At 74.1% G+C, this 23,379-nt stretch carries 21 protein-coding genes; 3 read left to right on the top strand and 18 right to left on the bottom strand.

Annotation, left to right across the window (positions count from 1 at the left end; translation table 11 throughout):
* Positions 1 to 29: 29 nt before the first annotated feature.
* From nusB to ACFPZN_RS33265, 6 genes are all read right to left on the bottom strand, one after another.
* Positions 30 to 452 (bottom strand): transcription antitermination factor NusB, encoded by a 423-nt coding sequence (nusB, locus tag ACFPZN_RS33290; protein WP_378286269.1) that lies wholly within the window; start codon positions 450 to 452, stop codon positions 30 to 32.
* 27 nt (positions 453 to 479) lie between these two features.
* Entirely contained in the window at positions 480 to 1,037 is a 558-nt protein-coding gene (gene efp, locus ACFPZN_RS33285) for an elongation factor P (protein WP_378286268.1), read from the bottom strand.
* 93 nt (positions 1,038 to 1,130) lie between these two features.
* A complete protein-coding gene (locus ACFPZN_RS33280) occupies positions 1,131 to 2,207 on the bottom strand; it encodes a M24 family metallopeptidase (protein ID WP_378286267.1) in 1,077 nt (358 codons plus the stop codon).
* Between the two features lie 67 nt (positions 2,208 to 2,274).
* A complete protein-coding gene (locus ACFPZN_RS33275) occupies positions 2,275 to 3,321 on the bottom strand; it encodes an LLM class F420-dependent oxidoreductase (protein WP_378286266.1) in 1,047 nt (348 codons plus the stop codon).
* A 77-nt stretch (positions 3,322 to 3,398) separates the two neighbouring features.
* On the bottom strand, positions 3,399 to 4,064 hold the full coding sequence (locus ACFPZN_RS33270) for an enoyl-CoA hydratase-related protein (protein ID WP_378286265.1): 666 nt from the start codon (positions 4,062 to 4,064) through the stop codon (positions 3,399 to 3,401).
* 33 nt (positions 4,065 to 4,097) lie between these two features.
* Positions 4,098 to 4,553, bottom strand: coding sequence for a PaaI family thioesterase (locus ACFPZN_RS33265; protein WP_378286264.1), 456 nt, complete (start codon positions 4,551 to 4,553; stop codon positions 4,098 to 4,100).
* A 123-nt stretch (positions 4,554 to 4,676) separates the two neighbouring features.
* Between ACFPZN_RS33265 and ACFPZN_RS33260 the strand changes: the two genes are divergently transcribed.
* A complete protein-coding gene (locus ACFPZN_RS33260; protein WP_378286263.1) occupies positions 4,677 to 5,258 on the top strand; it encodes a TetR/AcrR family transcriptional regulator in 582 nt (193 codons plus the stop codon).
* A gap of 33 nt (positions 5,259 to 5,291) precedes the next feature.
* Here the strand turns inward: ACFPZN_RS33260 and aroQ are convergent, their stop codons facing one another.
* From aroQ to ACFPZN_RS33205, 11 genes are all read right to left on the bottom strand, one after another.
* Entirely contained in the window at positions 5,292 to 5,744 is a 453-nt protein-coding gene (gene aroQ / locus ACFPZN_RS33255) for a type II 3-dehydroquinate dehydratase (protein ID WP_378286262.1), read from the bottom strand.
* Entirely contained in the window at positions 5,741 to 6,817 is a 1,077-nt protein-coding gene (gene aroB / locus ACFPZN_RS33250; protein ID WP_378286260.1) for a 3-dehydroquinate synthase, read from the bottom strand. Before aroB ends, aroQ begins: the two co-directional genes overlap by 4 nt.
* Complete coding sequence (locus tag ACFPZN_RS33245) at positions 6,814 to 7,317, bottom strand: shikimate kinase (protein ID WP_378286259.1); 504 nt, start codon at positions 7,315 to 7,317, stop codon at positions 6,814 to 6,816. Before ACFPZN_RS33245 ends, aroB begins: the two co-directional genes overlap by 4 nt.
* 26 nt (positions 7,318 to 7,343) lie before the next feature.
* The gene (gene aroC, locus ACFPZN_RS33240; protein ID WP_378286258.1) at positions 7,344 to 8,522 is read right to left on the bottom strand and encodes a chorismate synthase; all 1,179 of its coding nucleotides are present in this window, start codon (positions 8,520 to 8,522) and stop codon (positions 7,344 to 7,346) included.
* Between the two features lie 59 nt (positions 8,523 to 8,581).
* Positions 8,582 to 11,812: a DUF4132 domain-containing protein gene (locus tag ACFPZN_RS33235; protein ID WP_378286257.1), complete on the bottom strand. Its 3,231-nt coding sequence runs from the start codon at positions 11,810 to 11,812 to the stop codon at positions 8,582 to 8,584.
* 232 nt (positions 11,813 to 12,044) lie between these two features.
* Positions 12,045 to 15,062: a glycine--tRNA ligase gene (locus ACFPZN_RS33230; RefSeq protein ID WP_378286281.1), complete on the bottom strand. Its 3,018-nt coding sequence runs from the start codon at positions 15,060 to 15,062 to the stop codon at positions 12,045 to 12,047.
* 79 nt (positions 15,063 to 15,141) lie between these two features.
* On the bottom strand, positions 15,142 to 15,945 hold the full coding sequence (locus ACFPZN_RS33225) for a phytanoyl-CoA dioxygenase family protein (protein WP_378286256.1): 804 nt from the start codon (positions 15,943 to 15,945) through the stop codon (positions 15,142 to 15,144).
* Between the two features lie 44 nt (positions 15,946 to 15,989).
* Positions 15,990 to 16,616, bottom strand: coding sequence for a prepilin peptidase (locus ACFPZN_RS33220; protein WP_378286255.1), 627 nt, complete (start codon positions 16,614 to 16,616; stop codon positions 15,990 to 15,992).
* A gap of 7 nt (positions 16,617 to 16,623) precedes the next feature.
* A complete protein-coding gene (locus ACFPZN_RS33215; protein ID WP_378286254.1) occupies positions 16,624 to 17,319 on the bottom strand; it encodes an SseB family protein in 696 nt (231 codons plus the stop codon).
* 91 nt (positions 17,320 to 17,410) lie between these two features.
* Positions 17,411 to 18,514 carry a barbiturase gene (bar, locus tag ACFPZN_RS33210; RefSeq protein ID WP_378286253.1) on the bottom strand — a complete coding sequence of 368 codons (1,104 nt, stop codon included), beginning with the start codon at positions 18,512 to 18,514 and terminating at the stop codon, positions 17,411 to 17,413.
* A 5-nt stretch (positions 18,515 to 18,519) separates the two neighbouring features.
* Positions 18,520 to 19,494, bottom strand: coding sequence for a carbamate kinase (locus tag ACFPZN_RS33205; protein WP_378286252.1), 975 nt, complete (start codon positions 19,492 to 19,494; stop codon positions 18,520 to 18,522).
* Positions 19,495 to 19,641: 147 nt separating this feature from the next.
* Between ACFPZN_RS33205 and ACFPZN_RS33200 the strand changes: the two genes are divergently transcribed.
* The gene (locus ACFPZN_RS33200; RefSeq protein WP_378286251.1) at positions 19,642 to 20,616 is read left to right on the top strand and encodes a hypothetical protein; all 975 of its coding nucleotides are present in this window, start codon (positions 19,642 to 19,644) and stop codon (positions 20,614 to 20,616) included.
* Between the two features lie 6 nt (positions 20,617 to 20,622).
* Here the strand turns inward: ACFPZN_RS33200 and ACFPZN_RS33195 are convergent, their stop codons facing one another.
* Positions 20,623 to 21,786: a pyridoxal phosphate-dependent aminotransferase gene (locus tag ACFPZN_RS33195; protein WP_378286250.1), complete on the bottom strand. Its 1,164-nt coding sequence runs from the start codon at positions 21,784 to 21,786 to the stop codon at positions 20,623 to 20,625.
* A 112-nt stretch (positions 21,787 to 21,898) separates the two neighbouring features.
* Here ACFPZN_RS33195 and ACFPZN_RS33190 point away from each other — a divergent pair, with 112 nt between their 5' ends.
* Entirely contained in the window at positions 21,899 to 23,287 is a 1,389-nt protein-coding gene (locus ACFPZN_RS33190; protein ID WP_378286249.1) for an amino acid permease, read from the top strand.
* Positions 23,288 to 23,379 lie beyond the last annotated feature (92 nt).

Genomic DNA, 23,379 nt, shown 5'->3' with positions numbered 1-23,379 from the left:
TCGCCCTCATCATCCGCCCTCGCCAGTGGTCAGCTCTCCAGGGAGAGGGAGGGTTTGAGCTGCTGCAGCCGGGACAGCAGGCCGTTGACGAACCGGGGGGAGTCGTCGGTGGACAGGTCGGTGGCCAGCGCGACCGCCTCGCTCACCGCGACGCCGTCCGGGACGTCCTCGACCCACAGCAGCTCGAAGGCGCCCATCCGCAGGATGTTGCGGTCGACCACCGGCATCCGGTCGAGGGTCCAGCCGGTGGAGTAGGTGGCGAGCAGCTCGTCGATCCGGTCGCGGTGCTCCTGGACGCCCTCGACCAGCCGGACCGCGTGCCCGTGGGCCGACAGCTCGTCCTGGTTGGGCCGGCCGCGCTGGGCCAGCACCGCCGTCGGCTCCTCCTCGCGGAGCTCGGCGGCGAACAGGATGTCCAGGGCCAGCCTGCGGGCCTTGCTTCGTGCGCTCATCTGCTCCCGTCCGCTCGTGCCCGGCGGTCAGCCGCGGCCGAGGTAATCGCCGGATCGGGTGTCGACCTTGACCTTCTCGCCGGTGGTGATGAACAGCGGCACGTTGATCTGCGCGCCGGTCTCCAGCGTGGCCGGCTTGGTGCCGCCGGTGGAGCGGTCGCCCTGCAGGCCCGGCTCGGTCTCGGTGACCTCCAGCACGACGGCGGCGGGCAGCTCGACGTACAGCGGGTTGTCGTCGTTGAACGCGATCACCGCGTTCTGCTCGGGGAGCAGGTAGTCCGCGGCGTTGCCGACGACCCCGCCGGGGATGTGCGGCTGGTCGTAGGTCTCGGTGTCCATGAAGACGAAGTCCTCGCCCTCGCGGTAGAGGTACTGCATCTCCCGCTTGTCGACGCTGGCCACCTCGACCTTGGTGCCGGCGTTGAAGGTCTTGTCGACGACCTTGCCGGACAGGATGTTCTTCAGCTTGGTGCGGACGAACGCGCCGCCCTTACCGGGCTTGACGTGCTGGAACTCCTGGACGGTCCACAGCTGGCCGTCCAGGTTCAGCGTCATGCCGTTCTTGAGGTCGTTCGTCGTGGCCACAGCGTCCTCTCCCGGCGGGACCCGCCCGCCTCGGTCGTTCTTTCCGCTCGTGCTCGTGCTCGCCCTGGGCCAGGGCCCGCCCGCGCCCCGTCTTCAGAGGACGAGCAGGTCCTTGGTCGTCTCGGTGAGGAGCTCCGGCCCGCTGCCCCGGACGACCAGTGTGTCCTCGATGCGGACCCCGCCCCGGCCCGCGAGGTAGACCCCGGGCTCGGCGGTGATCGGAACTCGATCCATCAGCTTACCGGTCTTGTCGTACCCCATGAGCGGAGCCTCGTGGATCTCCAGGCCGACGCCGTGCCCGAGGCCGTGCGGGAAGTCCTCGCCGTGCCCGGCGTCGGCGATCACCTTCCGGGCGGCGCCGTCGACCGCCTTGGTCTCGGCGCCGGGCGCGGCCGCCGCGATCCCGGCCAGCTGGGCGCGCAGCACCAGGTCGTAGAGGTCGCGCTGCCAGCCGGCGGGCTCGCCCAGCGCGACGGTGCGGGTCATGTCGGCGTGGTAGCCGCCGTGCAGGGCGCCGAAGTCGAAGGTGACCAGGTCGCCGCGGGCCAGGACGCGGTCGCCGGGACGGTGGTGCGGGATGGCGCCGTTGGGCCCGGAGGCGACGATGGTGTCGAAGGCGGGGCGCTGGGCGCCGAGGTCGACCATGTGGCGGTCCAGGGCGATGGCGGCCTGGCGCTCGGTCATGCCGGGGGCCAGCCCGGGGAGGAGGGCGGCGAAGGCGCGGTCGGAGATGGCGCAGGCCTCGCGCAGCAGCGCCAGCTCGTCCTCGTCCTTGACCAGGCGCAGCTCCTCGACCCGGTGGCCGGCGGGGACGAACTCGGGGGCGCCGTCGAGGGCGGTCAGGGCGGCGTGCTTCTCCACGGTGACGGCGTGCGCCTCGAACGCGAGCCGCCGCACGCCCGTCTCGCCGGCGCGGGAGGTCAGGGTCTCGGCGGTCGGCCGCTCGACGACCAGCTCCAGGTCGGGGCAGACGCGGCGGGCGGTGCCGGCGTAGCGGGCGTCGGTGCACAGCACGGCCTCGCCGCCGGCGCCGACCAGCAGCGCGGCGTTGGAGCTCTCCAGCCCGGTCAGGTACCGGACGTTGACGAGCCGGGTGATGAGGACCGCGTCCGCGTCGGGGGCGATCCGCTCGGCCAGGGCCTCCCGGCGGCGTCGATGCTGGTCGGTCATGGCCGAACTCTAGTTCACCCGGGCGGGCCGGAGGCCGCAGGGCCGCCCGGCCCGGGCGGGCGGCGGGTCACACCTCGGCGGCCAGTTCCTTGATCTTCTCGATCAGCGCGAGGCGGCTCTTGTGGTCGCCGGCGATCGGGGTGACGTTCAGCGTGGTGACGCCGGACTCCTTGAGCGCGGCGAGCCGCTCGCGGATGTGGCTCTCGGGGCCGATGAGCGACATCTTCTCCAGGAGTTCCTGCGGGACCTTGGCGGCGGCCTCGTCCTTCTTGCCGTCCAGGTAGAGGTCCTGGATCTCCTCGGCCTCCTTCTCCCAGCCGTACCGGCGGCACAGGTCGTTGTAGAAGTTCTTGCCCTTGGCGCCCATGCCGCCGATGTAGAGCGCGGCCATCGGGCGGCCGAACTCCAGGAAGCCCTTCACGTCGTCGCCGATGGCCAGCGGGGCCTGGCCGACGATGTCCAGCTCGCCCAGCGCGGGGTCGCGCCTGGACCGGCCCGCCTCCAGGGACGCGCCCCACACCTCGCCGGCCTTCTCCGGGACGTAGAAGATCGGCTCCCAGCCGTTGGCGATCTCGGCGGTGAGCTCGACGTTCTTGGGGCCGATGGCGGCGACCAGGATCGGGATGTCGGGCCGCACCGGGTGGTTGATGATCTTGAGCGGCTTGCCCAGTCCGGTGCCCTGGCCCTCGGGCAGCGGCAGGCTGTAGTGCTTGCCCTCGTGCTGGAGGCGCTCGCGCCGCCAGACCTTGCGGCAGATGTCGATGATCTCGCGGGTGCGGCCGAGCGGGGCGTTGTACGGCACGCCGTGGAAGCCCTCGATCACCTGGGGTCCGGACGCGCCGATGCCGAGGGTGAAGCGGCCCTCGGAGACGAAGTCCAGCCCGGCGGCGGTCATCGCCAGCAGGGTGGGGGTGCGCGAGTAGATCGGCAGGATGCCGGAGGCGATCTCCAGCCGTTCGGTCCTGGCGGCGATGAAGCCCATCTGGCTCACCGCGTCGAAGCTGTAGGCCTCGGCCACGAAGACGATGTCGAGGCCGGCCTTCTCGAAGTCGGCCAGCTCCTCGACGGTCTCCTTGAAGCCGCCCGCGTAGTTGAGGGCCATCCCGATGCGCATCCGGCATCCCTTCCTCGAAACCGAACCTGATTCCAGTTGAACGTAACCTAGTCCGCCGCCCGGCCCCGCACCCGGGGTCAGCCCAGTGCGGGCCCCCGCAACGCGGCCAGAGCCGGACCGTACATGCCCGTGCGGATCCGGCGCACCACCGCACCGTCCTTTCCCGCCAGCGAGGCGGCCAGCTCCACCGCGGCGGGGAGCACGCCGGCCTCGTCGGCGGTGCGCGCCACCATCCCGGCGGCCAGCGCCTGCTCGGCGGTGTACCGGCGTCCGGTGACCATGGCCTCGTGCGCGACCGCGGGGGTCAGCCGGGCCTGGATCAGCGCGGACATCCCCGGCGTGAAGCTCATCCCCAGATCCACCTCGGGCAGGCAGAGGAAGCCGCGGTCGGTGCGCATCACGGCCAGGTCGTGGGCGAGGACGAGCATCGCGCCGCCGGCGAAGGCGTGGCCGTTGACGGCCGCGACGGTCGGCATCGGGAAGTCCAGCAGGCGCGCGTACAGCGCGTGCACCCGGCCGAGGTACTCCTCGAAGCGGTCGCCGTTGGCGCCCAGCCAGTCCAGGTCCAGGCCGTTGGAGTAGAACTTGCCGGTGCCCGCGGTCACCAGGGCGCCCGGCGAGCCGGCCTTCTCCACGGAGTCGAGGGCGTCCCCGACCGCGTCCAGGAAGCCGGGGCCGAAGCGGTTCTCACCGTCGTCGTAGCGCAGGACGAACACGTCGCCGTCGCGCTGCAGGTCGATCACGCCAGGTCTCCTTCGTGAGTGGTCGACCGAACCCTACTCGCCGGTAACGGCCGGGAGGACCATGCAGGTCGCGGTGCCGTGCGCCATCAGCCGCCCGGCCGCGTCGGTGATCCGCCCCTCGCAGGTCGCCACCCGGCGGCCCATGTGCACCGTACGGCCCTCGCACGTCAGCCGCCCGCCCTCGACCGGCACCGCGCGGACGAAGTTGACCTTGAGCTCCAGGGTCGTGTAGCCCGCGCCCTCCGGCAGCGAGGTGTGCACCGCGCAGCTCATCGCCGAATCCAGCAGCGTGGACAGGACGCCGCCGTGCACCGTGCCGAGCGGGTTGGCGAAGTCGGCCCGGGGCTCCATGGCGAAGACCACCAGGCCCGGCTCCAGCTTCTCCGCCTCCATGCCGAGCAGCGCCCCGATCCCGGTGCCGGCGGCGGCTCCGTGTTCCAGCGCCGCCCTGAGCTGCTCCAGTCCCGCCGTCGTCCCGCCGTTCCCCATCGCCGCGCTCCGTTCCATCGCCGGGCAGCCCGCCCTAGGTATGACGTCCGTCATATCCCTGCTTTTCTATGACCATCGTCATGCCGAACGCAAGAGCCATATGATGAATGTCATAATCGGGCCATGGGGACCGACAGCCGGGAACGCATGGTGCGCAGCGCCGCCTTCCTCTTCCGCGAGCGCGGCTACAGCGGCACCGGGTTCCGCGACGTCATCGCGCACAGCGGCGCCCCCCGCGGCTCGATCTACCACCACTTCCCCGGCGGCAAGGTGCAGCTGGCCGAGGAGGCGGTGCGCTACACCGGGGACTTCCTCAACGCCGGGATCCAGGCGGCCGTGGAGGGCGGCGACGCCGCCTCGGCGGTGGACGCGTTCGTGGGCTGGTGGCGGCAGGTGCTGATCAAGAGCGAGTTCCGGGCCGGCTGCCCCATCGTGGCGGTCACGGTCGAGTCGCACGAGGACGCGCCGCAGCTGGCCGCCGCCACCTCCGCCGCGTTCGGCCGCTGGCAGGACACCCTCGCCACCGGGCTCGGCAACGCGGGCGTCCCGGACGCGCGCGCCGAACGCCTCGCCACGCTCATCGTGTCCGCGGTGGAGGGCGCCACCATCCTGTGCCGGGCGCACCGCGACGTGACCCCGCTCGACAACGTGGTGGCCGAACTCAAGGAGATGGCCCGCGCCGCCGCCGAGGCCGCCGACACCTGACCTCCACCCGCCGGGCGCCCTGGCGGGGCGCGGTCAGGCTCGGGCGGCGGGTTCGGCCAGGAGCTCGGCCACGGCCTGGAGGGCCAGGACGTAGGACATGAGGCCGAAGCCGGCGATCGTGCCGGTGGCCACTCCGGCGACCACGGAGGTGTGCCGGAACTCCTCGCGCGCGGCCGGGTTGGAGATGTGCACCTCCACCAGCGGCGCCCGCAGCTGGGCCAGGGCGTCGCGCAGCGCGTAGGAGTAGTGGGTGAACGCCGCCGGGTTGAGCACCATCGGCAGCCGCTCGTCGGCCGCCTCGTGCACCCAGCGGATCATCTCCGCCTCGTCGTCGGTCTGCCGCACCTCGACCTGCAGGTCGAGGCGGCGGCCGGTCTCGCGGCACAGCGCGGTGAGGTCCTCGAACGACTCCGAGCCGTAGACGTCCGGCTCGCGCGTGCCCAGCCGGCGCAGGTTGGGCCCGTTCAGCACCAGCACGCGGTTCATCGGGCCACCTTCTTGTACGCGGCCTCGAGGAGCTCCTCGGGCGGGCCCTCCAGGCGGCCCGGCTTCGCCAGGCCGTCGAGGACCACGAAGCGCAGCGTGGAGCCGCGCGACTTCTTGTCGATGGTCATGGTGGCACGGAGCGCGGGCCAGGCCTCGGCGCCGTAGGAGACCGGCAGCCCGGTGGCGGTCAGCACCGCGCGGTGCCGGTCGACCGCGTCGGCGGGCAGGCGGCCGGCGAGCGCGGCCAGCTCGGCGGCGTAGACCATGCCGATCGCGACGGCGTGGCCGTGCCGGAACCGGTAGTCCTCGGCCGTCTCGATGGCGTGCGCCAGGGTGTGGCCGTAGTTGAGGATCTCCCGGAGCCCGGCCTCCTTGAGGTCGGCGGTGACGACCTCGGCCTTGACCCGGACGGCGCGTTCGACGAGTTCGAGGGTGTGCGGGCCGGACGGGGACGCGGCGCCCTCGGGGTCGTCCTCGACCAGGTCGAGGATGGCCGGGTCGGCGATGAACCCGGCCTTGATGATCTCGGCCAGCCCGCTGATGTAGTCCTCGCGGGGCATCGTCACCAGCGTGGTCAGGTCGCACAGCACCCCGGCCGGGGGGTGGAAGGCGCCGACGAGGTTCTTGCCCTCGGGGATGTTGATCCCGGTCTTGCCGCCCACGGCGGCGTCGACCATGCCCAGCAGCGTGGTCGGCACCAGGACGGCCCGCACGCCGCGCAGCCACGACGCGGCGGCGAAACCGGCCAGGTCGGTGGTGGCGCCGCCGCCGACGCCCACGATCGCGTCGGACCGGGTCATGCCGAGCCGGGCGAACTCCGACCACAGCCCGGCGAGCACGCCGACCTCCTTGGCCGCCTCGCCCTCGGGCACCGGCAGCGCGTGCACCCGGTAGCCCGCCTCCTCCAGGACGGCGCCGACCGGGCGGGCGATCTCCGCCAGCCCCCGGTCATGGACGAGCGCGACCGTGCGGACGCCGCCTCCGAGCAGGCCGGGCAGCTCGCCGAGCACGCCCGCGCCGATCACCACGTCGTAGGGGTCGGCGCCGCCGACCCGGATCCGGCGGACGCTCATCCCAGCTCCTTGAGGATCTCGCCGACGATCTCCTCGGGGGTGCGGCCGTCGGTGTCGACGTGCAGCGTGCCGAGCCGCTCGTAGATCGGGAGGCGCTCCTCCAGCAGTTTGCGCAGCTGGCTGCGCGGGTTGAGGACCAGCAGCGGCCGGGCCGAGGCCAGGCCGACCCGCTTGACCGCCTCCGACAGCCCCACCCGCAGGTAGACCACCGTGTGCCCGGCCAGCAGCTCCTGCGTCTCAGGGGCCAGGACGGCGCCGCCGCCGAGCGCCAGCACGCCCTCGTGCCCGGCGAGCGCGGCGCGCACGGCCGCCCGCTCCAGCTCGCGGAACCGCTCCTCGCCGTCGTCGATGAAGATCTCGCCGATCGGCTTGCCGGCGGCCGCCTCGGTGTCGGCGTCGGTGTCGCGCAGCGGAACGCCGAGCCGTTCGGCCAGCACCGTGCCGACCGTCGTCTTGCCCGAGCCGGGCGGCCCGATCAGGACCGCCTTGGGTCGCACCATGGTCTCCACCTGAAGTCGCGCCTTCCCTACTTGACGGCCAGGGAGGAGAGGTACCCGCGCAGGTTGCGGGCGGTCTCCTCGGCCGAGTCGCCGCCGAACTTCTCCAGGGCGGCGTCGGCGAGCACCAGCGCCACCATGGCCTCGGCCACCACCCCGGCGGCGGGGACGGCGGTCACGTCGCTGCGCTGGTTGATGGCCTTGGCGGGCTCGCCGGTGCGCACGTCGACCGTGTCGAGCCGGCGCGGCACCGTGGAGATCGGCTTCATCCCGGCGCGCACCCGCAGCACCTCGCCGGTGGTCATGCCGCCCTCGACGCCGCCCGCCCGGTTGGTGCGGCGGCGGATCCCGTCGGGGGTGTTGTCGATCTCGTCGTGCGCGGCCGAGCCGCGGCGGCGCGCGGTGGTGAAGCCGTCGCCCAGCTCCACGCCCTTGATCGCCTGGATGCCCATGAGGGCGCCGGCCAGCCGGGAGTCGAGCCGCCGGTCCCAGTGCACGTGGCTGCCGAGGCCGGGCGGCAGGCCGTAGGCGAGCACCTCGACGACGCCGCCGAGGGTGTCGCCGGCCTTCTTGACCTCGTCGACGTGCGCGACCATCGCGGCCGCGGCGGCGGGGTCGAAGCAGCGCACCGGGTCGGCGTCGACGGCGGCCAGGTCGGACGGCTCGGGCAGCGTCCCCTCGGGGGCGGTGACCTCGCCGAGCGCGAGCACGTGGCTGAGGATCTCCACGCCGAGGGCCTGCCGCAGGAACTGCCGGGCGACCTCGCCGAGGGCGACGCGGGCGGCGGTCTCGCGGGCGCTGGCCCGCTCCAGGACGGGCCGGGCGTCGTCGAAGCCGTACTTCTGGATGCCGACCAGGTCGGCGTGGCCGGGACGCGGCTGGGTGAGCGGCGCGTTGCGGGCTTGGGCCTCGAGCACGTCGGCGTCGACGGGGTCGGCCGACATGACCGTCTCCCACTTGGGCCACTCGCTGTTGCCGACCTCGATCGCGACGGGCCCGCCGAGCGTCACGCCGTGGCGCACCCCGCCGACGATCGTGACCTTGTCCTGCTCGAACTTCATCCGGGCGCCCCGCCCATGCCCGAGCCGGCGGCGGCGCAGGGCCTCGGCGATGTCGCCCGAGGTCACGCGCACGCCGGCCGGCAGGCCCTCCACAATCGCGGTCAGGGCCTGGCCATGGGACTCCCCCGCGGTCAACCAGCGCAGCATGGGGTCAATCCTCCCATCTCCCCGACCCTGAACGCGCACGGGCCTCAGCACGGGCCCGCTCAGCCCGTGCCGGTGAGCCGTCCCAGATCGGCCAGCGCCTCCGAGACGGGCACGGCGAGGGACGGGTCGTCCAGCGCCGCCGGATCGCCCTCGACCGTGACGCGCTCCAGGACCTGATCGTCCTCCTCGCCGCCGCTCCCGGCGTAGAGCCCGGTGTCCAGGACGATCTCGACGGACAGGCCGGCGGCGAGCGGGCGGGAGATCTCGTACTGGATGCCGTCGGAGTCCCTGGGCAGCAGCCAGCCGCGCCGTTCCAGGCCGCGTACGGCGCCGGAGGGCACCGTGGCCCCCTCGAAGCGGGCCAGCCGCCCGCCGGTCCGTTCCTCCTCGGTCAGTGCCGCGACCGGCCTGGCGAGCTGGGGGAAGGGCTGGAGGATCTCGTAGTCGGCGAAGACGTCCGACCACGCCTTCACCGCCTCGCCCAGCTCCAGCGGGTGCGGGATCCCCACGAGGGCGGTCTCCGGAAGGGTGAAGGCGTCGTCGGCCACGTCGGCGAGGGTGCTGTCCTCGGCGACGCGGAACGCGGTCGCGCGGCCGCCGTGCTCGGCGGTCCACACCAGCCGCCGCGCGATGTGCCGGACCAGGGGGTGGCCGGTGAAGTAGGTCCGGAACTCGGCCGGGGTCCAGCGCCGCCCGGTGACCATGGCCCGCTCCAGCCGCAGGACCTGGTCGGACGCGACGGCGCGCGCGTCCTTCTTCAACTGGGCGAACCTGCGGTACGCCTCGGGCGCGAGGTCCGGGTCGTCGCTCTTGGCGGGTTTGGGCAGGGCCTTGCGGCGTTTGCCGTCCTCGCCCGTGACGTACGGCGTCAGAGCCTCGTCGAAGCCGACGGTGAAGCGGCGCGGGCCGTAGTCGAGGACGAGGGCGCCCGCGTCGTCCAGGCCGAGGTCCGGGACGAGCCGGTCGCCCAGCTGCTCGGCCGTGAGCCCGAGCCGCCCGGCGATCTCCGCGATCTTCTCCCGGGCCCGGTCGCGGAGGCCGCGGTACCGCACCCGCTCGGCGATGCCGTGCAGGTGGACGAGCGCGGTCTCGGTGCCGATCTCCGCCAGCACGTCCAGCCCCCTGACCGCCCGCGCGTGGCCGGACTCCCCCGGCCAGGCGCGCACGAGCGGGGTGAGGCGGCGCACCGTCCCGTCGTCGCCGAGCGGGCCGAGGGCGGTCAGCGCCCAGGCGTCGGCGGACGGCGCTCCGGCCATCTGCCAGCGTTCGAACAGCGACCAGGCGAACCCGGCCAGTGACGCCGGGTCGCATTCCGCGGCGGCCCGCGCGACGCCGGGGTAGACGTCGCCGGGCTTGGACAGCGCGAGCATCGTCATCAGGGTGCGGGTCGCGGCGGCGGGCAGCGCCGCGCGCCGTCCGGGCAGCAGGATCTGGGGCAGCGCGGCCGGGTCCGCCCAGTCTCCGATCGCGGGCAGTCTGGCGGCGCGGACCTCCAGCGCGTCGGCCGCCAGCGTCGCGGCGATGGCGTCGGCGGCCTCGGCGCCGTGCGCGCGGGCGGCGTCCACGACGGCGGCGTCGCCGTGCTCCCCGGCCAGCGCGCGCAGGGCGGCCTCGGCGTCGCGGCGGGGGCGGACCGGCTTGCCGAGGGCGGCGGGCACCAGGAACGGGACGGCGTCCAGGCCGTGCCGCCCGAACCAGGCGAGCGCGTGCCGCTTCGTCTTGGTCTTGCCGAGCCATCCGGCCATGAGCGCCGCCACCTCGGCGTCCAGGAACGGCAGCAGCATCGTGTCCTGCGAGGCCGGGACGTGCAGCGCGCACTTGACCAGGGGCGGTCTCATCGCCAGGCCGTGCCGGGCGACGAGGGGCCGCCACCAGTCGCCGCGGAAGGCGAGCGGGGTGCCCGGGTCCCAGCCCTCCAGGAGCGGGCGCACCAGGTCATCGGGGCCTTCGGCGACCAGGCTGAGCCGCTTCTGCCGGTTCAGCTTGCCCGTACCGAACTTGCGGGCCATGACCTCGAGGTCGGCGTGGGGGTCCAGGGGCTCGATCAGGCCGTCCGGCACGTCCGCCCACGCCTCCCGTTCGCCCGGCTCCCAGCGCAGCGACCCTTCGGCGGGCGGCGCCAGGCCCTTGAGGACGATCGGCGCGCGGTCGCGGGCCCAGGGCGGCTCGGCGAGCAGCGCGGGCACCTCCGCGGCCGGGGCGTCCGGGACGCGTGCCACCGACGCCGCGATCTCCCTGGCCGCGGCGGGCACGGCGAGCCCGGGGTGCAGCCGCAGGTGCGCCTTGAGCATCTCGGTGGCCAGCGCCGCCGCCCGGGTGCCGCCCGCCGTCACCGGCGCCAGCACGCGGACGGCCCGCGCCGGGAAACGCTCCATCGCCGTGAGCAGCGCCTGCTGGGCGTGCTGCGACTCGATGCGGCCGGCCATGGCGGCGAACGCCTCGTCCAGCGGCAGCACGCCGAGGGCGGCCAGGACCTCGGGGTGACCGGCGGGCGGCATGTCGCCATGAGGGTCCAGCGCGGCCGCGAGCGCGGGCACGGCCGCCGAGCCCATGCCCTCGGCCATCGTGACGAACAGGCCCTCCCAGCAGTCCCGGTAGGTCAGGGAGAGCCAGAGGCCAAGCAGCTTGGCGTGGCGGGCCGTGCTCAGCGAGGCCAGCAGCATCCACCGCCAGCCGTGCGCGGGCGGCGAAGCGCAGCACTCGTCCACCCAGTCGCGCCGCGTCGGGACGAGGTAGGAGGCGACCACGCGCTGCCCGGCCGCCCGGCGCGCACCCGCGAGGAGCTCCTCGGCGGCGGCGTACTCCTCGTCGCCGCAGGCCGCCAGGAGCGCGCGGACGTCGCGCAGCGCCCCGGCGTCCGGCGGGCCGGTCCCGCCGGGCCGAACCCCCAGCCGCAGGTACATCACCAGGTCGGCCAGCTCCGCGAGCGCGCGGGCGGCGAAGGCCAGGCCGTGCTCCTCCGCCCAGCCGTGCGCGAACCGCCGCTCGGCCTCGGCGCGGTCCTGCCGCGGCGGCCCGCACACGATCGCGGCGACGACCGCCGCGCCCTGCGGGTCGGGCTCCCCGCCGAGGTGGCGGCGAGCCCGTTCGGCGAGTCCCGGATCGGTCTCGGAGTGGGCGAGGACCTCCTCGATCCGCTCGCGCCTGCGCTCGACCCCGCGCGCGATCCAGTCGGCCGAGCCGTCCTCGACGCGCACGGGCGCCCCCGCGGCGCCGCCGCGCCGCGGGTGCAGTGCGTCGCGCAGCGCCTCCGGCAGGATCAGAACGTCCTCGCCCACTTGATCATCCATGGCCGATCACCGTAGGACACCCCTACGACGCTCAACCGTTGCGATTGCGAGCGAAGCCAGGTTCGAGCCTGCGAGAACCTGATCGCGCAGCGAGCCGCCAGGCGAGTCGGAGCGATGCAGCAATCGCACGCGACGCCCGCCGAAGAAGGGCGTCCAACGCCCGACGCCAAGGGCGCCGCAATAAGGAAGAGCGATGCAGCAATCGCACGCGGCGCCCGCCGAAGGAGGGCGTCTAACGCCCGACGCCAAGGGCGCCGCCATGAACAAGAGGCCAATCCAAGGCGCCGTCGACCAGGTCGCGGATCGAGGCCAGCAGGCCGAGGCGGTTGGCGCGCAGCGCCGGATCCTCCGCCATCACCATCACGTCGTCGAAGTACCGGTCGATCGGCTCGGCCAGCGGCAGCGCGGCCTCGGTGAACTCCGGCAGCGGGGCCCGCTCCGGCAGTGCCTCTCGCACGGCCGCGAACGTCTCCTCCAGGCGCCGTTCGGCGGGCTCCTGGAACAGCCCGGGGTCGTAGCCCGCGGCGGTGCCCTCCGGCACGATCCGCAGCACCCGCTGCAGCGCGGCCGTGAGCCGCAGGAACCGCTCGTCGCCGAGCAGCTTGCCCAGGTCGACGGCCGCCCGCTCGGCGTGCGCGGGCGAACCGGCGTGGGGCAGCACGGCCCGCACCACCGGGATCGGGTGGCCGTCGTCCAGCAGCGCCCGCTCCAGGCGGCGGGCGACGAACCCGGCGGCCTCCGCCGCCGCGTCCGCGGTCACCTCGACCGGCTGGTGGCGCGCGGCGACCAGCAGGCCGTCCTCGACGGTCAGCGCGGCCAGCCGCTCGTGGCCGCGCAGGATCGCGGTGAGGCCCAGCGCGGCGCGGCGCAGCCCGAACGGGTCGGAGCTGCCGCTGGGCACCGACCCGACCGCGAACAGCCCGGCGAGCAGGTCCAGCCGGTCGGCCACCGCCAGCAGCGCCCCGGGCGTCCCGGACGGCAGCGCGTCGCCCGCCGAGCGGGGCAGCTCCATGTCGTACAGGGCGCGGGCGACGGCCTCGTCCTCGCCCGCGCGCCGCGCGTACTCGCGGGCCATCGTCCCGGCCAGCCCGGACAGCTCGATCACCATGGACGAGGCGAGGTCGAACTTGGCCAGCTCCCCGGCCCGCCGCAGCACCGCCGCCTCCTCCGCGCCGAGCCCGGCCCGCTCCGCCAGCTCGGCGGCGATCTCCCGGATCCGGCCCGCCCGGTCGGCCATCGACCCGAGCCGCTCGGTGAAGGTGAGCCGGTCGAGGCCGCGCGCGATCTCCTCCGGCGCGCTGCGCAGGTCCTGCTGGAAGAAGAACGCCGCGTCCTCGTAGCGGGCGCGCAGCACGGCCTCGTTGCCCGCCCGCACCGCCGCGTGGTCGCACTCGCCGTTGGCGACGGTCACGAAGTGCGGCAGCAGCCTCCCGGCGCCCCCGGGCTCGCGCACCGGCAGGTACCGCTGGTGCTTCTTCATGACGGTGGTGAGGATCTCCTCCGGCAGCTCCAGGTAGGAGGCGTCGAAGGAGCCCAGGATCGCCACCGGCTCCTCCACCAGGTTGACGACCTCCTCCACCAGCGCGCGCTCGCCCTGGAAGTCGATCGTGCCGCCGGCATCGGCGGCCAGCGCCCCGGCCGCCTCGATGATCTGCGAGCGGCGGCGCTCCACGGCGGGCTCGATGCCGTGCGCGCGCAGCGTGGGCAGCAGCGCGCCCGCGTCGGGGACGGACACGTCGGTGGTCGTGGCGGTGCGGTGCACCTGGGTGATGCGGCCCGAGGAGATGCCGCCCGCCTCGAACGGCACCTCGTGCTCGTCCAGCAGCGCCAGCAGCCAGCGGACGGGCCGGGCGAACGACAGGCCCGGGGCGTTCCACCGCATGTTCTTGTCGGCGCGCAGCCCCTCGACGATCACCGGCAGCAGCTCGGCCAGCACCTTCGCGGCGGGACGGCCCGTGATCGGCCGGACCAGCCCGGCGTACTCGCCGCCGCCGACCGTGACCGTGCCGACCTCGGACGGGTCGACGCCCTGCCCGCGCGCGAACCCCTGCAGCGCCCGGGTCGGGTTGCCGTCGGCGTCGTAGGCCGCCGACAGCCGCGGCCCCTTGACGACCTGCTCGGTGTCGGGCTCGCGCGGCGCGACGCCGCCGGCCACGACGACGACGCGGCGCGGGGTGGCGTAGGTGTGCACCTCGCCGGCGTCGGAGAGCAGCCCCGCCTCCTCCAGCCCCCGGGTCAGCTCGGCGGCCACGTGGTCGAGGGTGCGGCCGACCTCGTGCGGCGGCAGCTCCTCCACCCCGATCTCCAGGGCGAACACGCCCGGCGCGGAGATCTCGGGATAGATCGTCAGCGTCCCGGCCGCGGCCTCCGGCTCGGCGGCGCGGGTCGAGGCGTCGCCCAGCGGATGCCCCAGCTCGGCGCGGCGCTCCACCCACAGCTCGGCCGCGTCGTGGGCGAGCCGGCGCATCCGGGCGAACGCGCGGGCCCGCTCGGTGGTGCCGATCGCGCCGCGCGAGTCGAGCACGTTGAACGCGTGGGAGCACTTGAGCACGTAGGAGTGCGCGGGCACGGGCAGCCGGGCGTCCAGCATCCGCCGCGCCTCGGCCGCGTACGCCTCGAACAGCTCCCGGACGGTGCCGATGTCGGCGTCGTCGAGGTAGTAGCGGCTCATCTCGTACTCGGCCTGCCCGAACGCCTCCCCGTAGCTGATCCCGGGGGCGTAGGTGATGTCCTTGAAGTGCGACACCCCCTGGAGCGCCATGATGATGCGCTCCATCCCGTAGGTGATCTCGACCGACACCGGGTCGAGGGTGAGCCCGCCGGACTGCTGGAAGTAGGTGAACTGGGTGATCTCCAGGCCGTCCAGCCACACCTCCCAGCCCAGCCCCCACGCGCCCAGCGCGGGCGAGGCCCAGTCGTCCTCGACGAACCGCACGTCGTGGGCGCGCAGGTCGATGCCGAGGGCCTCCAGGCTGCCGAGGTAGAGCTGCTGGGCGTCGCCCGGCTCCGGCTTGAGGATCACCTGGAACTGGGTGTGGGTCTGGAGCCGGTTGGGGTTGTCGCCGTAGCGGGCGTCGTCGGGGCGGACGCTGGGCTCCACGTAGGCGACCCGCCACGGCTCCGGGCCGAGCACCCGCAGCGCCGTCGCCGGATTGAGGGTGCCCGCTCCGACCTCGGTGTTCATCGGCTGGGTGATGAGGCAACCGTGCCCCGCCCAGTGGTCGGTGAGCCGGATCAGGGCATCCTGCATGGTCAGCACGGGTCGTCTTCTCCTACACGGCCGGCGTTTCGGTCTGCGCGGTACTGGTCGGAAACCCAGCCTACGGGGATCAGCGGCCGAGACCCCGGCGGATCGCGTCCAGGACCGGTGAGCCGTCGCCGTCGAGGAGGTCGCCGGGCGTGCCCTCACCGGCCGGGCCCGGCGGCAGGAGCGGCGGCTGCGCCATGAACCGCGGCCGGGTGCCGCGGTGCGGCTGCGCCGCGTGCACCAGGAACGGATGGCACAGGTAGACGTCGCCGGCGCGGCCGGTCGCGTACGCGACGGGCCGGTCCTCGCTGGCGGCGGCGCCCGCCTCGGCCAGCGTCCTGAAGTCCAGGCCCTCCTCGCCCGCCGGTTCGAGGATCGGCGGGACGTCCAGATGGGAGCCGGCCCGGATCCTGGTGGGGGCGTCGTCCTCGCCCACGTCCGAGAACAGGAACAGCATCAGCAGCGCCCGCCCGCGCGACCGCAGGTTCGTCCGCCAGCTCATGAAGTCCGCGGCGTTCTCGCCGGAGAAGCTCGCCTCCACGTGCCAGCCGCCGTCGCCGGGGTCGTCGGGGCTCGGGAACCGCACCGGGAACGTGCCGAGGCTGCCCTGCGGCTGCCACCGGCCCTCGCCGACCAGGGCGTCGAAGGCGGCCCGCAGGCGCGGCGTGTCGGCGGCGGCCCGGAACGGCTCCTGCGCGTAGTGGCCCAGCCGGACCACCGGCTGCGTCCAGGTCGCCGGGTCCTCGGGGTCGCACCCGGTGTCGCGCCAGAGGATCGCCCGGCCCTGCTCGGCCAGCTCCCGGGGGAACGCCTCCTCCAGCCGGACGAACCCGTCCTCGACGAAGGCCTGGATCTGCGCATTGCTCAAGGTGTCGGTCGCGGTCACCGCCCCAGCCTGCCGAACCGGGCCGCGGGCGGGCCAGCGATTTTCTACCCGGCGTGGACGAGGATGCCGATCAGGGCCCCGGCCAGCATGAACGGCCCGAACGGCAGCTCCGACTTGCGCCCGGCCCGCCGCAGCGCCAGCAGCGTCACGGCGAACACCCCGGACGGCACGTACATGGCGAGCACCCCGAGCACCCAGGCGCCGTACCCGACCCAGCCCAGGTACAGCCCGAGCACCCCCGCCAGCTTGACGTCACCGAGGCCGATCTTGTCGGGCACGACGACCCACTGGACGGCCAGCAGCAGCCACAACCCGGCCAGGCCGAACAGGGCGTACAGCAGCCGGGCCCCGCCGTCCTCCGTGGCCGGAGCGGCGACGGCCAGCAGGGCCGCCCCGGCCCCGTACATGGGCAGCGTCAGCGGGTCGGGCAGCCTCTTCGAGGCGATGTCGACGGCGCCCAGCACCGTGCCGACGGCCCCGAGGACGAGAAAGGCCGGCAGGTCGGGCCGAACCTCGACCCGCCACACCAGCAGCCCCGCCACGACCACCGCGACCACCGCGATCGGCAGCGCGCGACGCCGCACCACCCCCGTCCAACCACCCCGCACCCACCACGACTCGCGGGGGGTGTTCTCGGTGGTGTCGGGGGAGTCGTTCGCGGGGGCGTCCACTGGGGCGTCAGCGGCGGGCGATGGTGAGCTCGACGCCGCCGACGACGCGGCCGCGCAGCAGCTCGGCCAGCCGGTCGGAGACGCGCTGGACGGCGGCCCGCTCGTCGTGGCCGGGCTCGACGGAGAACCGGATCGCCAGCTCGGCCGCGGTGCCCTCCGACAGCCGCACGCCGGTGACCGCCTCCTCCGACCCGAACGCGGCCTCGACGGCGGCCAGCACCTCCGGGTCCTCGTGCGGCGGCGGGATGGTGCGGCCCTCGGCGAGCAGATGCAGCCGCAGCCCCTCCACCGCGAACGGCACCGGGCCCGCCACGTCGACCACCAGGGCGTGCGCGCCCTCGTCGAGCGCGGCCAGGCAGGCCTGCCTGGCGTGCACCGCGACCGGGCGCGCGTCGGGCCGCCACGCCTTCATCGTCTCGGCGGAGGTGAAGCCGAGCACCCCGCGCCGCCCGTCCCCCCCGACCAGGGTGGGCAGCGCCATGTCACTGGACTTCTCCCGGCGCAGTTCGCCCGGGGCGACGTCCTCCTCCTCGGTGAGGACGGCCACGACCGGGACCAGCAGCCGCGCCTCGTGCAGCCGGTTGATCACGCCGTGCGCGCCGACGCGGCCCGCCGCGTATCCGGCGAGCGCCTCGCGCAGCCGCGGGTCGGCGGCGCCGTCGTCCGCGGGGAACTGAGGTTCGGGAATGGTCAGTCCGGGCACGGGACGAGGCTATAACCTCCCGCCGCCGCGCACGCACGAGAATCGGCACTCCCCGCGACGATCCCGTGACACTGCGTGGCATCGCCCCAGGTCAGGGTTCGACGATGGCGGCGACCGTTCCGCCGCCGGAGGGGCCCTGGTGGACGGCGGCGACCGACACGAACACCGCCGGATCGCCCGTGACCGACGCCGCGACGCCGCCCACGCACGCCTTGATCTGCCGGTGCCAGTGCACGTCGGAGTCGTCCAGCATGATGTTGCGGCGGCCCCGCACCGAGCCGCCCGGGTCGGCCTCGCACTTGATGAAAGCGTTGACCAGCCGGCCGCCGAGGTCGTCGGGGTGCGGGCGGTCGGGCAGGTCCAGCCCGGCGGAGCGGATCGCCGACCAGATGCCGTCGGCGTCCAGCGCGTCCCGCATCACCCCGTGCCCGGCCCGGTAGCGGCCGCCGATGCCGCGCACGTTGCCGACCAGCACGATCTGCGCCCGGTCCAGCTCCACGCCGGAGGAGCAGGACGCCACCGAGGAGAACAGCGACAGGTCGCGGTGAATCCGCTCCGCCGCGGGCGCCTCGATCTCGCCCAGCGCGACGGCGATGCCGAGCGCGGTGGTGGAGTTGGAGATGTCCATCGACTTGAGGGTGTCCTCGGTGACCACGTCGCGCCCCCGCGACTTGGCGTCGTTGATGGTGTCGAGGGTGAGCAGCGGGGTCTTGGTCTGGACGTAGTGCACGTCCGCCGGATCGTCGATCCCGGCGGTCTTCATGGCCTCGCGGACGCCCGCCGCGACCGTCTCCACCATGGCGGGACGGCCGATGTCCTCGGGCAGGATGATCTCGCTCATCGCCACCCCGACCGACAGCCGCGGCTCGTCGGAGGCCGGCGCGGCGGCCGGATCGACGGTGGCGAAGACGGTGGCGTGCGGGCTGAGCACGCCGTCGGTGCCGCCCGACCACACCAGCGGCACCCCCTTGACCTCCTCGGCGGTGCGGGTGCCCCGGGCGGCCAGCACCTCGCGGAACGCCCGGTCGGCCAGCAGCCGGGTGTAGTCGTTGACGCCGCCGTTGCCCTCGGTCTTGCCGACCACCGCCAGCACCCGGTCGGCCTCGATCACGCCGTCGTCGATCAGCCGGGCCAGCCCGGAGGCGTCGGTCACGCTCTCGATGGGGATCTTGCGTACTTCGATCGGATCGGGCACGTTCGCTACTCCTCGATGATGGTTCCGGCCTTGCCGTGCGCGGCCTCGGTGATGCGGTCCAGCGAGGTGATCGCCGCGCGCCGCCCGCCGGCGGCCAGGAAGCGCAGCACGGCCTCGACCTTCGGGCCCATGCTGCCCCCCGCGAAGTGCCCGGCGGCGGCCAGCGTGCGCAGCTCGGCGGCGGTCGTGCGGCGCAGCGGGCGCTCGGCCGCGGTGCCGTACCCGGCCATGACGTGCTCCACGTCGGTGGCGATGACCAGGGCGTCCGCGCCCAGGCGGCGGGCCAGCAGCTGCGCGGCCAGGTCCTTGTCGACCACGGCCTCCACGCCGCGCAGGGCGCCGCCGGCGTCGCGGACGACGGGCACTCCCCCGCCCCCGGCGGCGATCACGACGTGCCCGGCCTCCAGCAGCACGGCGGCGGCGCCCGCGTCCAGGACCTCCAGCGGCTCGGGCGAGGCGACCACCCGGCGCCAGCCGCGCGGGCCGAACGACCGCCACGACTGGCCCAGCGCCATGAACCGCTCGGCCTCGTCCCTGGGGAAGGACCGGCCGACCGGCTTGACCGGGTCGGTGAACCCGCGGTCGGCGGCGTCCACCAGCGTGCGGGTGACCACGGCGGTCACCGGACGGGACGCGCCGCGGGCGGCCAGCGCACGTTCCAGCGCGTCGACCATCAGCACGCCGATGGTGCCCTGGGTCTGCGCGCCGCACCAGTCCAGCGGGACCGGCGGGACCACGTGCGCGGCGAGCTGGTTCTTGATGAGGAGGTTGCCGACCTGGGGGCCGTTGCCGTGCGCCAGCGCGACCCGGGCGCCCGCCGCGACCAGGTCGGCGACGTGTTCCATGGCGCGCCCGATGGCGGCCTCCTGCGCCTGCGGGGTGGCGCTGCCGTCCGGTCCCGTCATGGCGTTGCCGCCCAGCGCGATCAGGACCCGCCCGAGTCCGGGGTCGTCCCCGCCGTCCCTGCCGTCCCCGCTCACGGGCCGACCGTATCCGCGCCGCCGCCCGTGCTCACCGGCGAAAAACGCCCAACCCGCGCCAAGGTTTCGGCAGGTCGCGCTGACACGGCGAACGAAAATCCGGGCAGATCGGACGCTCCGCATGGTTTCGCCCGCTACACTCCCGGCGTGCAACCGACGACCGCCGCCCCGCCCGTCCCCACCGGGCGCGCCGCCCTGGACGCCTGGCGCGAGCTGGACCGCGGCCTGCGCCGCGACCTGCTGCGCGGCGACCGGGCCCATCCCGACCCGACGACCGCGGTGATCGCCGTCGGCTACGCCCGCGCGATGCTGGGCGTCCCGTACTGGCGGCGCGCCTGGCCCGTGCTGGTCGCGGTCGTGGTCTGGGCGGTCGCCGTGGTGATCGTGACCGAGATCGCGGCGCCCGGGGTGTCGTTCGGGTGGGGCAGCCCCGCCGGCCCCGCCGCCGCCGTGCCCGCGGTCGCCGCCGTGCTGCTCGCCATGCTGCGGCTGCGGCGGCGGTCGCTGGCCTGGCACCGGCTGGAGAGCCTGCACGCCGCGGCCCTGTGGGTCACCGAACAGCCTGCGCCGTATGCGGGAACGCCGGGCGCTCAGGAGATGGCCGTGCGGTACGACCGGGCGGTGCTGCGCCGCCAGTACTTCCTGCTCGTGGCGATCGCGGCCTTCGCCGTGGCGGCCGCCTCGGCGTGGAACCCGGCCGTCGGGCTCGGCATCGCGGCGATCTTCGGCGTGCTCGTCACGCTCACCGTCGTCCTGACGATGCGCTCGACGCGGCCGCACCTGCCCGCGCTGCACCTGCGGGCGGACGGCTTCGAGGTCCCCGCCCTGGAGGCGCGGGTGGCGTGGAGCGAGCTGGGCGAGATCCGCGTCGTGCCGTACCGCGCCCCCGCCGGCGGCCTCGGCGCGAAGGGGCGCAACCGGGTCGTGGTGTTCGTCGCCGCCGACGCCGGGACGCTGATCGCCCGGCTGCGGCCGCGCGCCGCCCGGCGCGCCCGCACCTGCATGAAGGCCTACGGCGGCCCGCTGGCGTTCGCGGACGTGGCCCTCGAACGGTCCGCCGAGGAGATCGCCGCGGCGGCGTCCGCGCTGAGCGGCCTGCCCGTCCGGCGGTTCGGCCCGTAGGACGCCTCAGGCGAGCCGCGCCAGCCGCTCCACCGCCTCGTCGATGACCTCGTCCTTCTTGCAGAACGCGAACCGGACGAAGTGCGCCCCGGCCTCCGGGTGGTCGTAGAACACCTGCGTCGGGATCGCCACCACCCCCGCCCGCTCGGGCAGGGCCTTGGCCAGTTCGATCCCGTCGGTGAATCCGAGCGGGCGGATGTCGGCCTGCACGAAGTAGGTGCCCTGCGGCCGGTACGTGGCGAACCCCGCCGCCTCCAGACCGCTGATCAGCCGGTCGCGCTTGGCCTCCAGCGACTTGCGCAGCTCTCCCACCCACGGCAGCTCGTTGCGCAGGCCGTAGGCGGCGGCGCGCTGCCAGGGGCCGCCGGTGGCGTAGGTGAGGAACTGCTTGACCGTCTGCACGGCCCGCACGTACCGGGCCGGGGCCGTCACCCAGCCGGTCTTCCACCCGGTGACCGAGAAGCTCTTCCCGACCGACGACACCGTGACGGTCCGCTCGCGCATGCCGTCCAGCGTCGCCAGCGGGACGTGCTCGACGCCGTCGTAGGTGAGGTACTCGTACACCTCGTCGGTGACGGCCACCAGATCGTGCTCGCGGCACACGTCCGCGATCACCTGGAGCTCGTCCCGGGTGAAGACGGTGCCCGCCGGGTTGTGCGGCGAGTTGACCAGGATCAGCCGCGTCCTGGGGCCGACGGCCGCGCGCAGCTCGTCGGGGTCGAAGGTGAACCGCCCCTCGACCGGCCGCAGCAGCACCGGCCGCCGCACCGCCCCCGCCAGCGCCACCGTGGCGGCGTAGGAGTCGTAGTACGGCTCGAAGACGATCACCTCGTCGCCGGGCCCGGCCAGCGCCATCACCGACGCCGCGACGCCCTCGGTGGCGCCGACCGTCACGTACACCTCGGTCGCCGGATCGAATTCCAGGCCGTACCGTTCGAGCCGCTGCGCCGCCACCGCCTCCCGCAGCTCGGGCAGCCCGGGGCCGGGCGGGTACTGGTTGCCGCCGGACCGGATCGCCTCGACCGCCGCCTCCAGCATCGCCGGAGGCCCGTCGGTGTCGGGGAACCCCTGGCCCAGGTTGATCGACCCGGTCGCCACGGCCCGCGCCGACATCTCCGCGAAGATCGTCTCGCCGAACTCCCGCATCCGCGGTACCAGCGGTTCGCTCACGCCGCCATCCTCTCCCGGCCTCGGCCGTCCCTCGCACTCACCACGTGTATCGAATCGGTCTCCGATCCATGAAGACGGTATCGACCCACGCCCCGGCGGTGATCTACCGGCGATGACCCCCCGCGAGGAATCCGGTGCTCCCCCGGACACCCGGCTGCGGCGCGAGCTGCGGCCCCGCCACCTCCGCATGATCGCGCTCGGCGGGATCATCGGCGCCAGCCTGTTCGTCGGCAGCGGCGCGGTGATCCACACGGTGGGCCCGGCGGCGGTGCTGTCGTACGTCATCGGCGGCCTGCTCGTCGTGTTCGTGATGCGCATGCTGGGCGAGATGGCCGCCGCCCAGCCCACCCTGGGCTCGTTCATGGAATACGCCCGCGCGTCCCTGGGCGGCTGGGCGGGATTCACCGTCGGCTGGCTCTACTGGTACTACTGGGTCGGCATCGTCGCGTTCGAGGCCGTGGTCGGCGCGCAGATCCTGCAGAAATGGATCCCCGGCGTCCCGCAGTGGACGTTCGCGCTGATCCTCATGATCGCCCTGACCGCGACGAACCTGGCCTCGGTCCGCTCGTTCGGCGAGGCCGAGTACTGGCTCGCCTCGGTGAAGGTCGCCTGCATCACCGTCTTCCTCCTGGTCGGCACCCTCTACGTGGTCGGGCTGTGGCCCGACAGCACCGGCTCGGTCACCCACATCGCCCAGGACGGGTTCCTGGCCGAGGGCGGGTTCGCGGTCGTGCACGGCGTCGTGATCGTCGTCTTCTCCTACTTCGGCGCGGAGATCGTCACCATCGCCGCGTCCGAGTCCAAGGAGCCCGCCAAGGCCATCGCGACCGCCACCGTCACCGTCATCTGGCGGGTGCTGCTGTTCTTCGTCGGCTCGGTCACCCTGCTGGTCATGATCACCCCGTGGAAGGAGATCCCGCACGACGGCACCAGCCCGTTCGCCGCCGCGTTCGACCGCTTCGGCATCCCGGCGGCCGAGACCATCATGAACATCGTCGTGCTGACGGCCGTCGTGTCGGTCCTCAACTCCGGCCTGTACATCGCGTCCCGCATGCTCTTCGCGATGCGCGAGCACGGCTGGGCGCCGGCCTGGGTCGGCGACACCAGCCGCCGCGGCGTCCCCTGGAAGGGCATCCTGCTCAGCACCGCACTGGGGTACGTCGCGGTCATCATGAGCTTCGTCTCGCCCGACCGCGTCTTCTACTTCATCATCAACTCCGCCGGAGCCGTCGCGCTCTTCCTGTACGGCATCATCGCCCTCTCCCAGGTGCGCATGCGCAACCGACTGGAACGCGACTCCCCGGAACGCCTCAAACTGAAGATGTGGCTCCACCCCTGGCTGAGCTGGGCCACCTTCGTCTGCGTCGTCCTGGTCCTCATCTCCATGGCGATCGTGGAGGACACCCGCTCCCAGCTATGGCTGAGCCTGATCAGCCTGGCGGGCTTCCTCGTCGCCTACGCCATCGTCACCCGCCGCAACCAGCCGAACGAGCCCAGGTAGAGCCCCGCCGTCGCTGCCCGGGAGGCGTGCTGCGCACCCTGGCCCGTCCGGTGGATCGACCATCCCGCCCGCGCCGCCGTCGCCGAGCGGGC

Origin of the sequence: Actinomadura rugatobispora, assembly GCF_042656285.1 — a bacterium.
Taxonomy (GTDB): Bacteria; Actinomycetota; Actinomycetes; order Streptosporangiales; family Streptosporangiaceae; genus Spirillospora; species Spirillospora rugatobispora.
The sequence above is the reverse complement of the archived record's forward strand: the minus strand, read 5'-3'. Positions and strand labels throughout refer to the sequence as shown.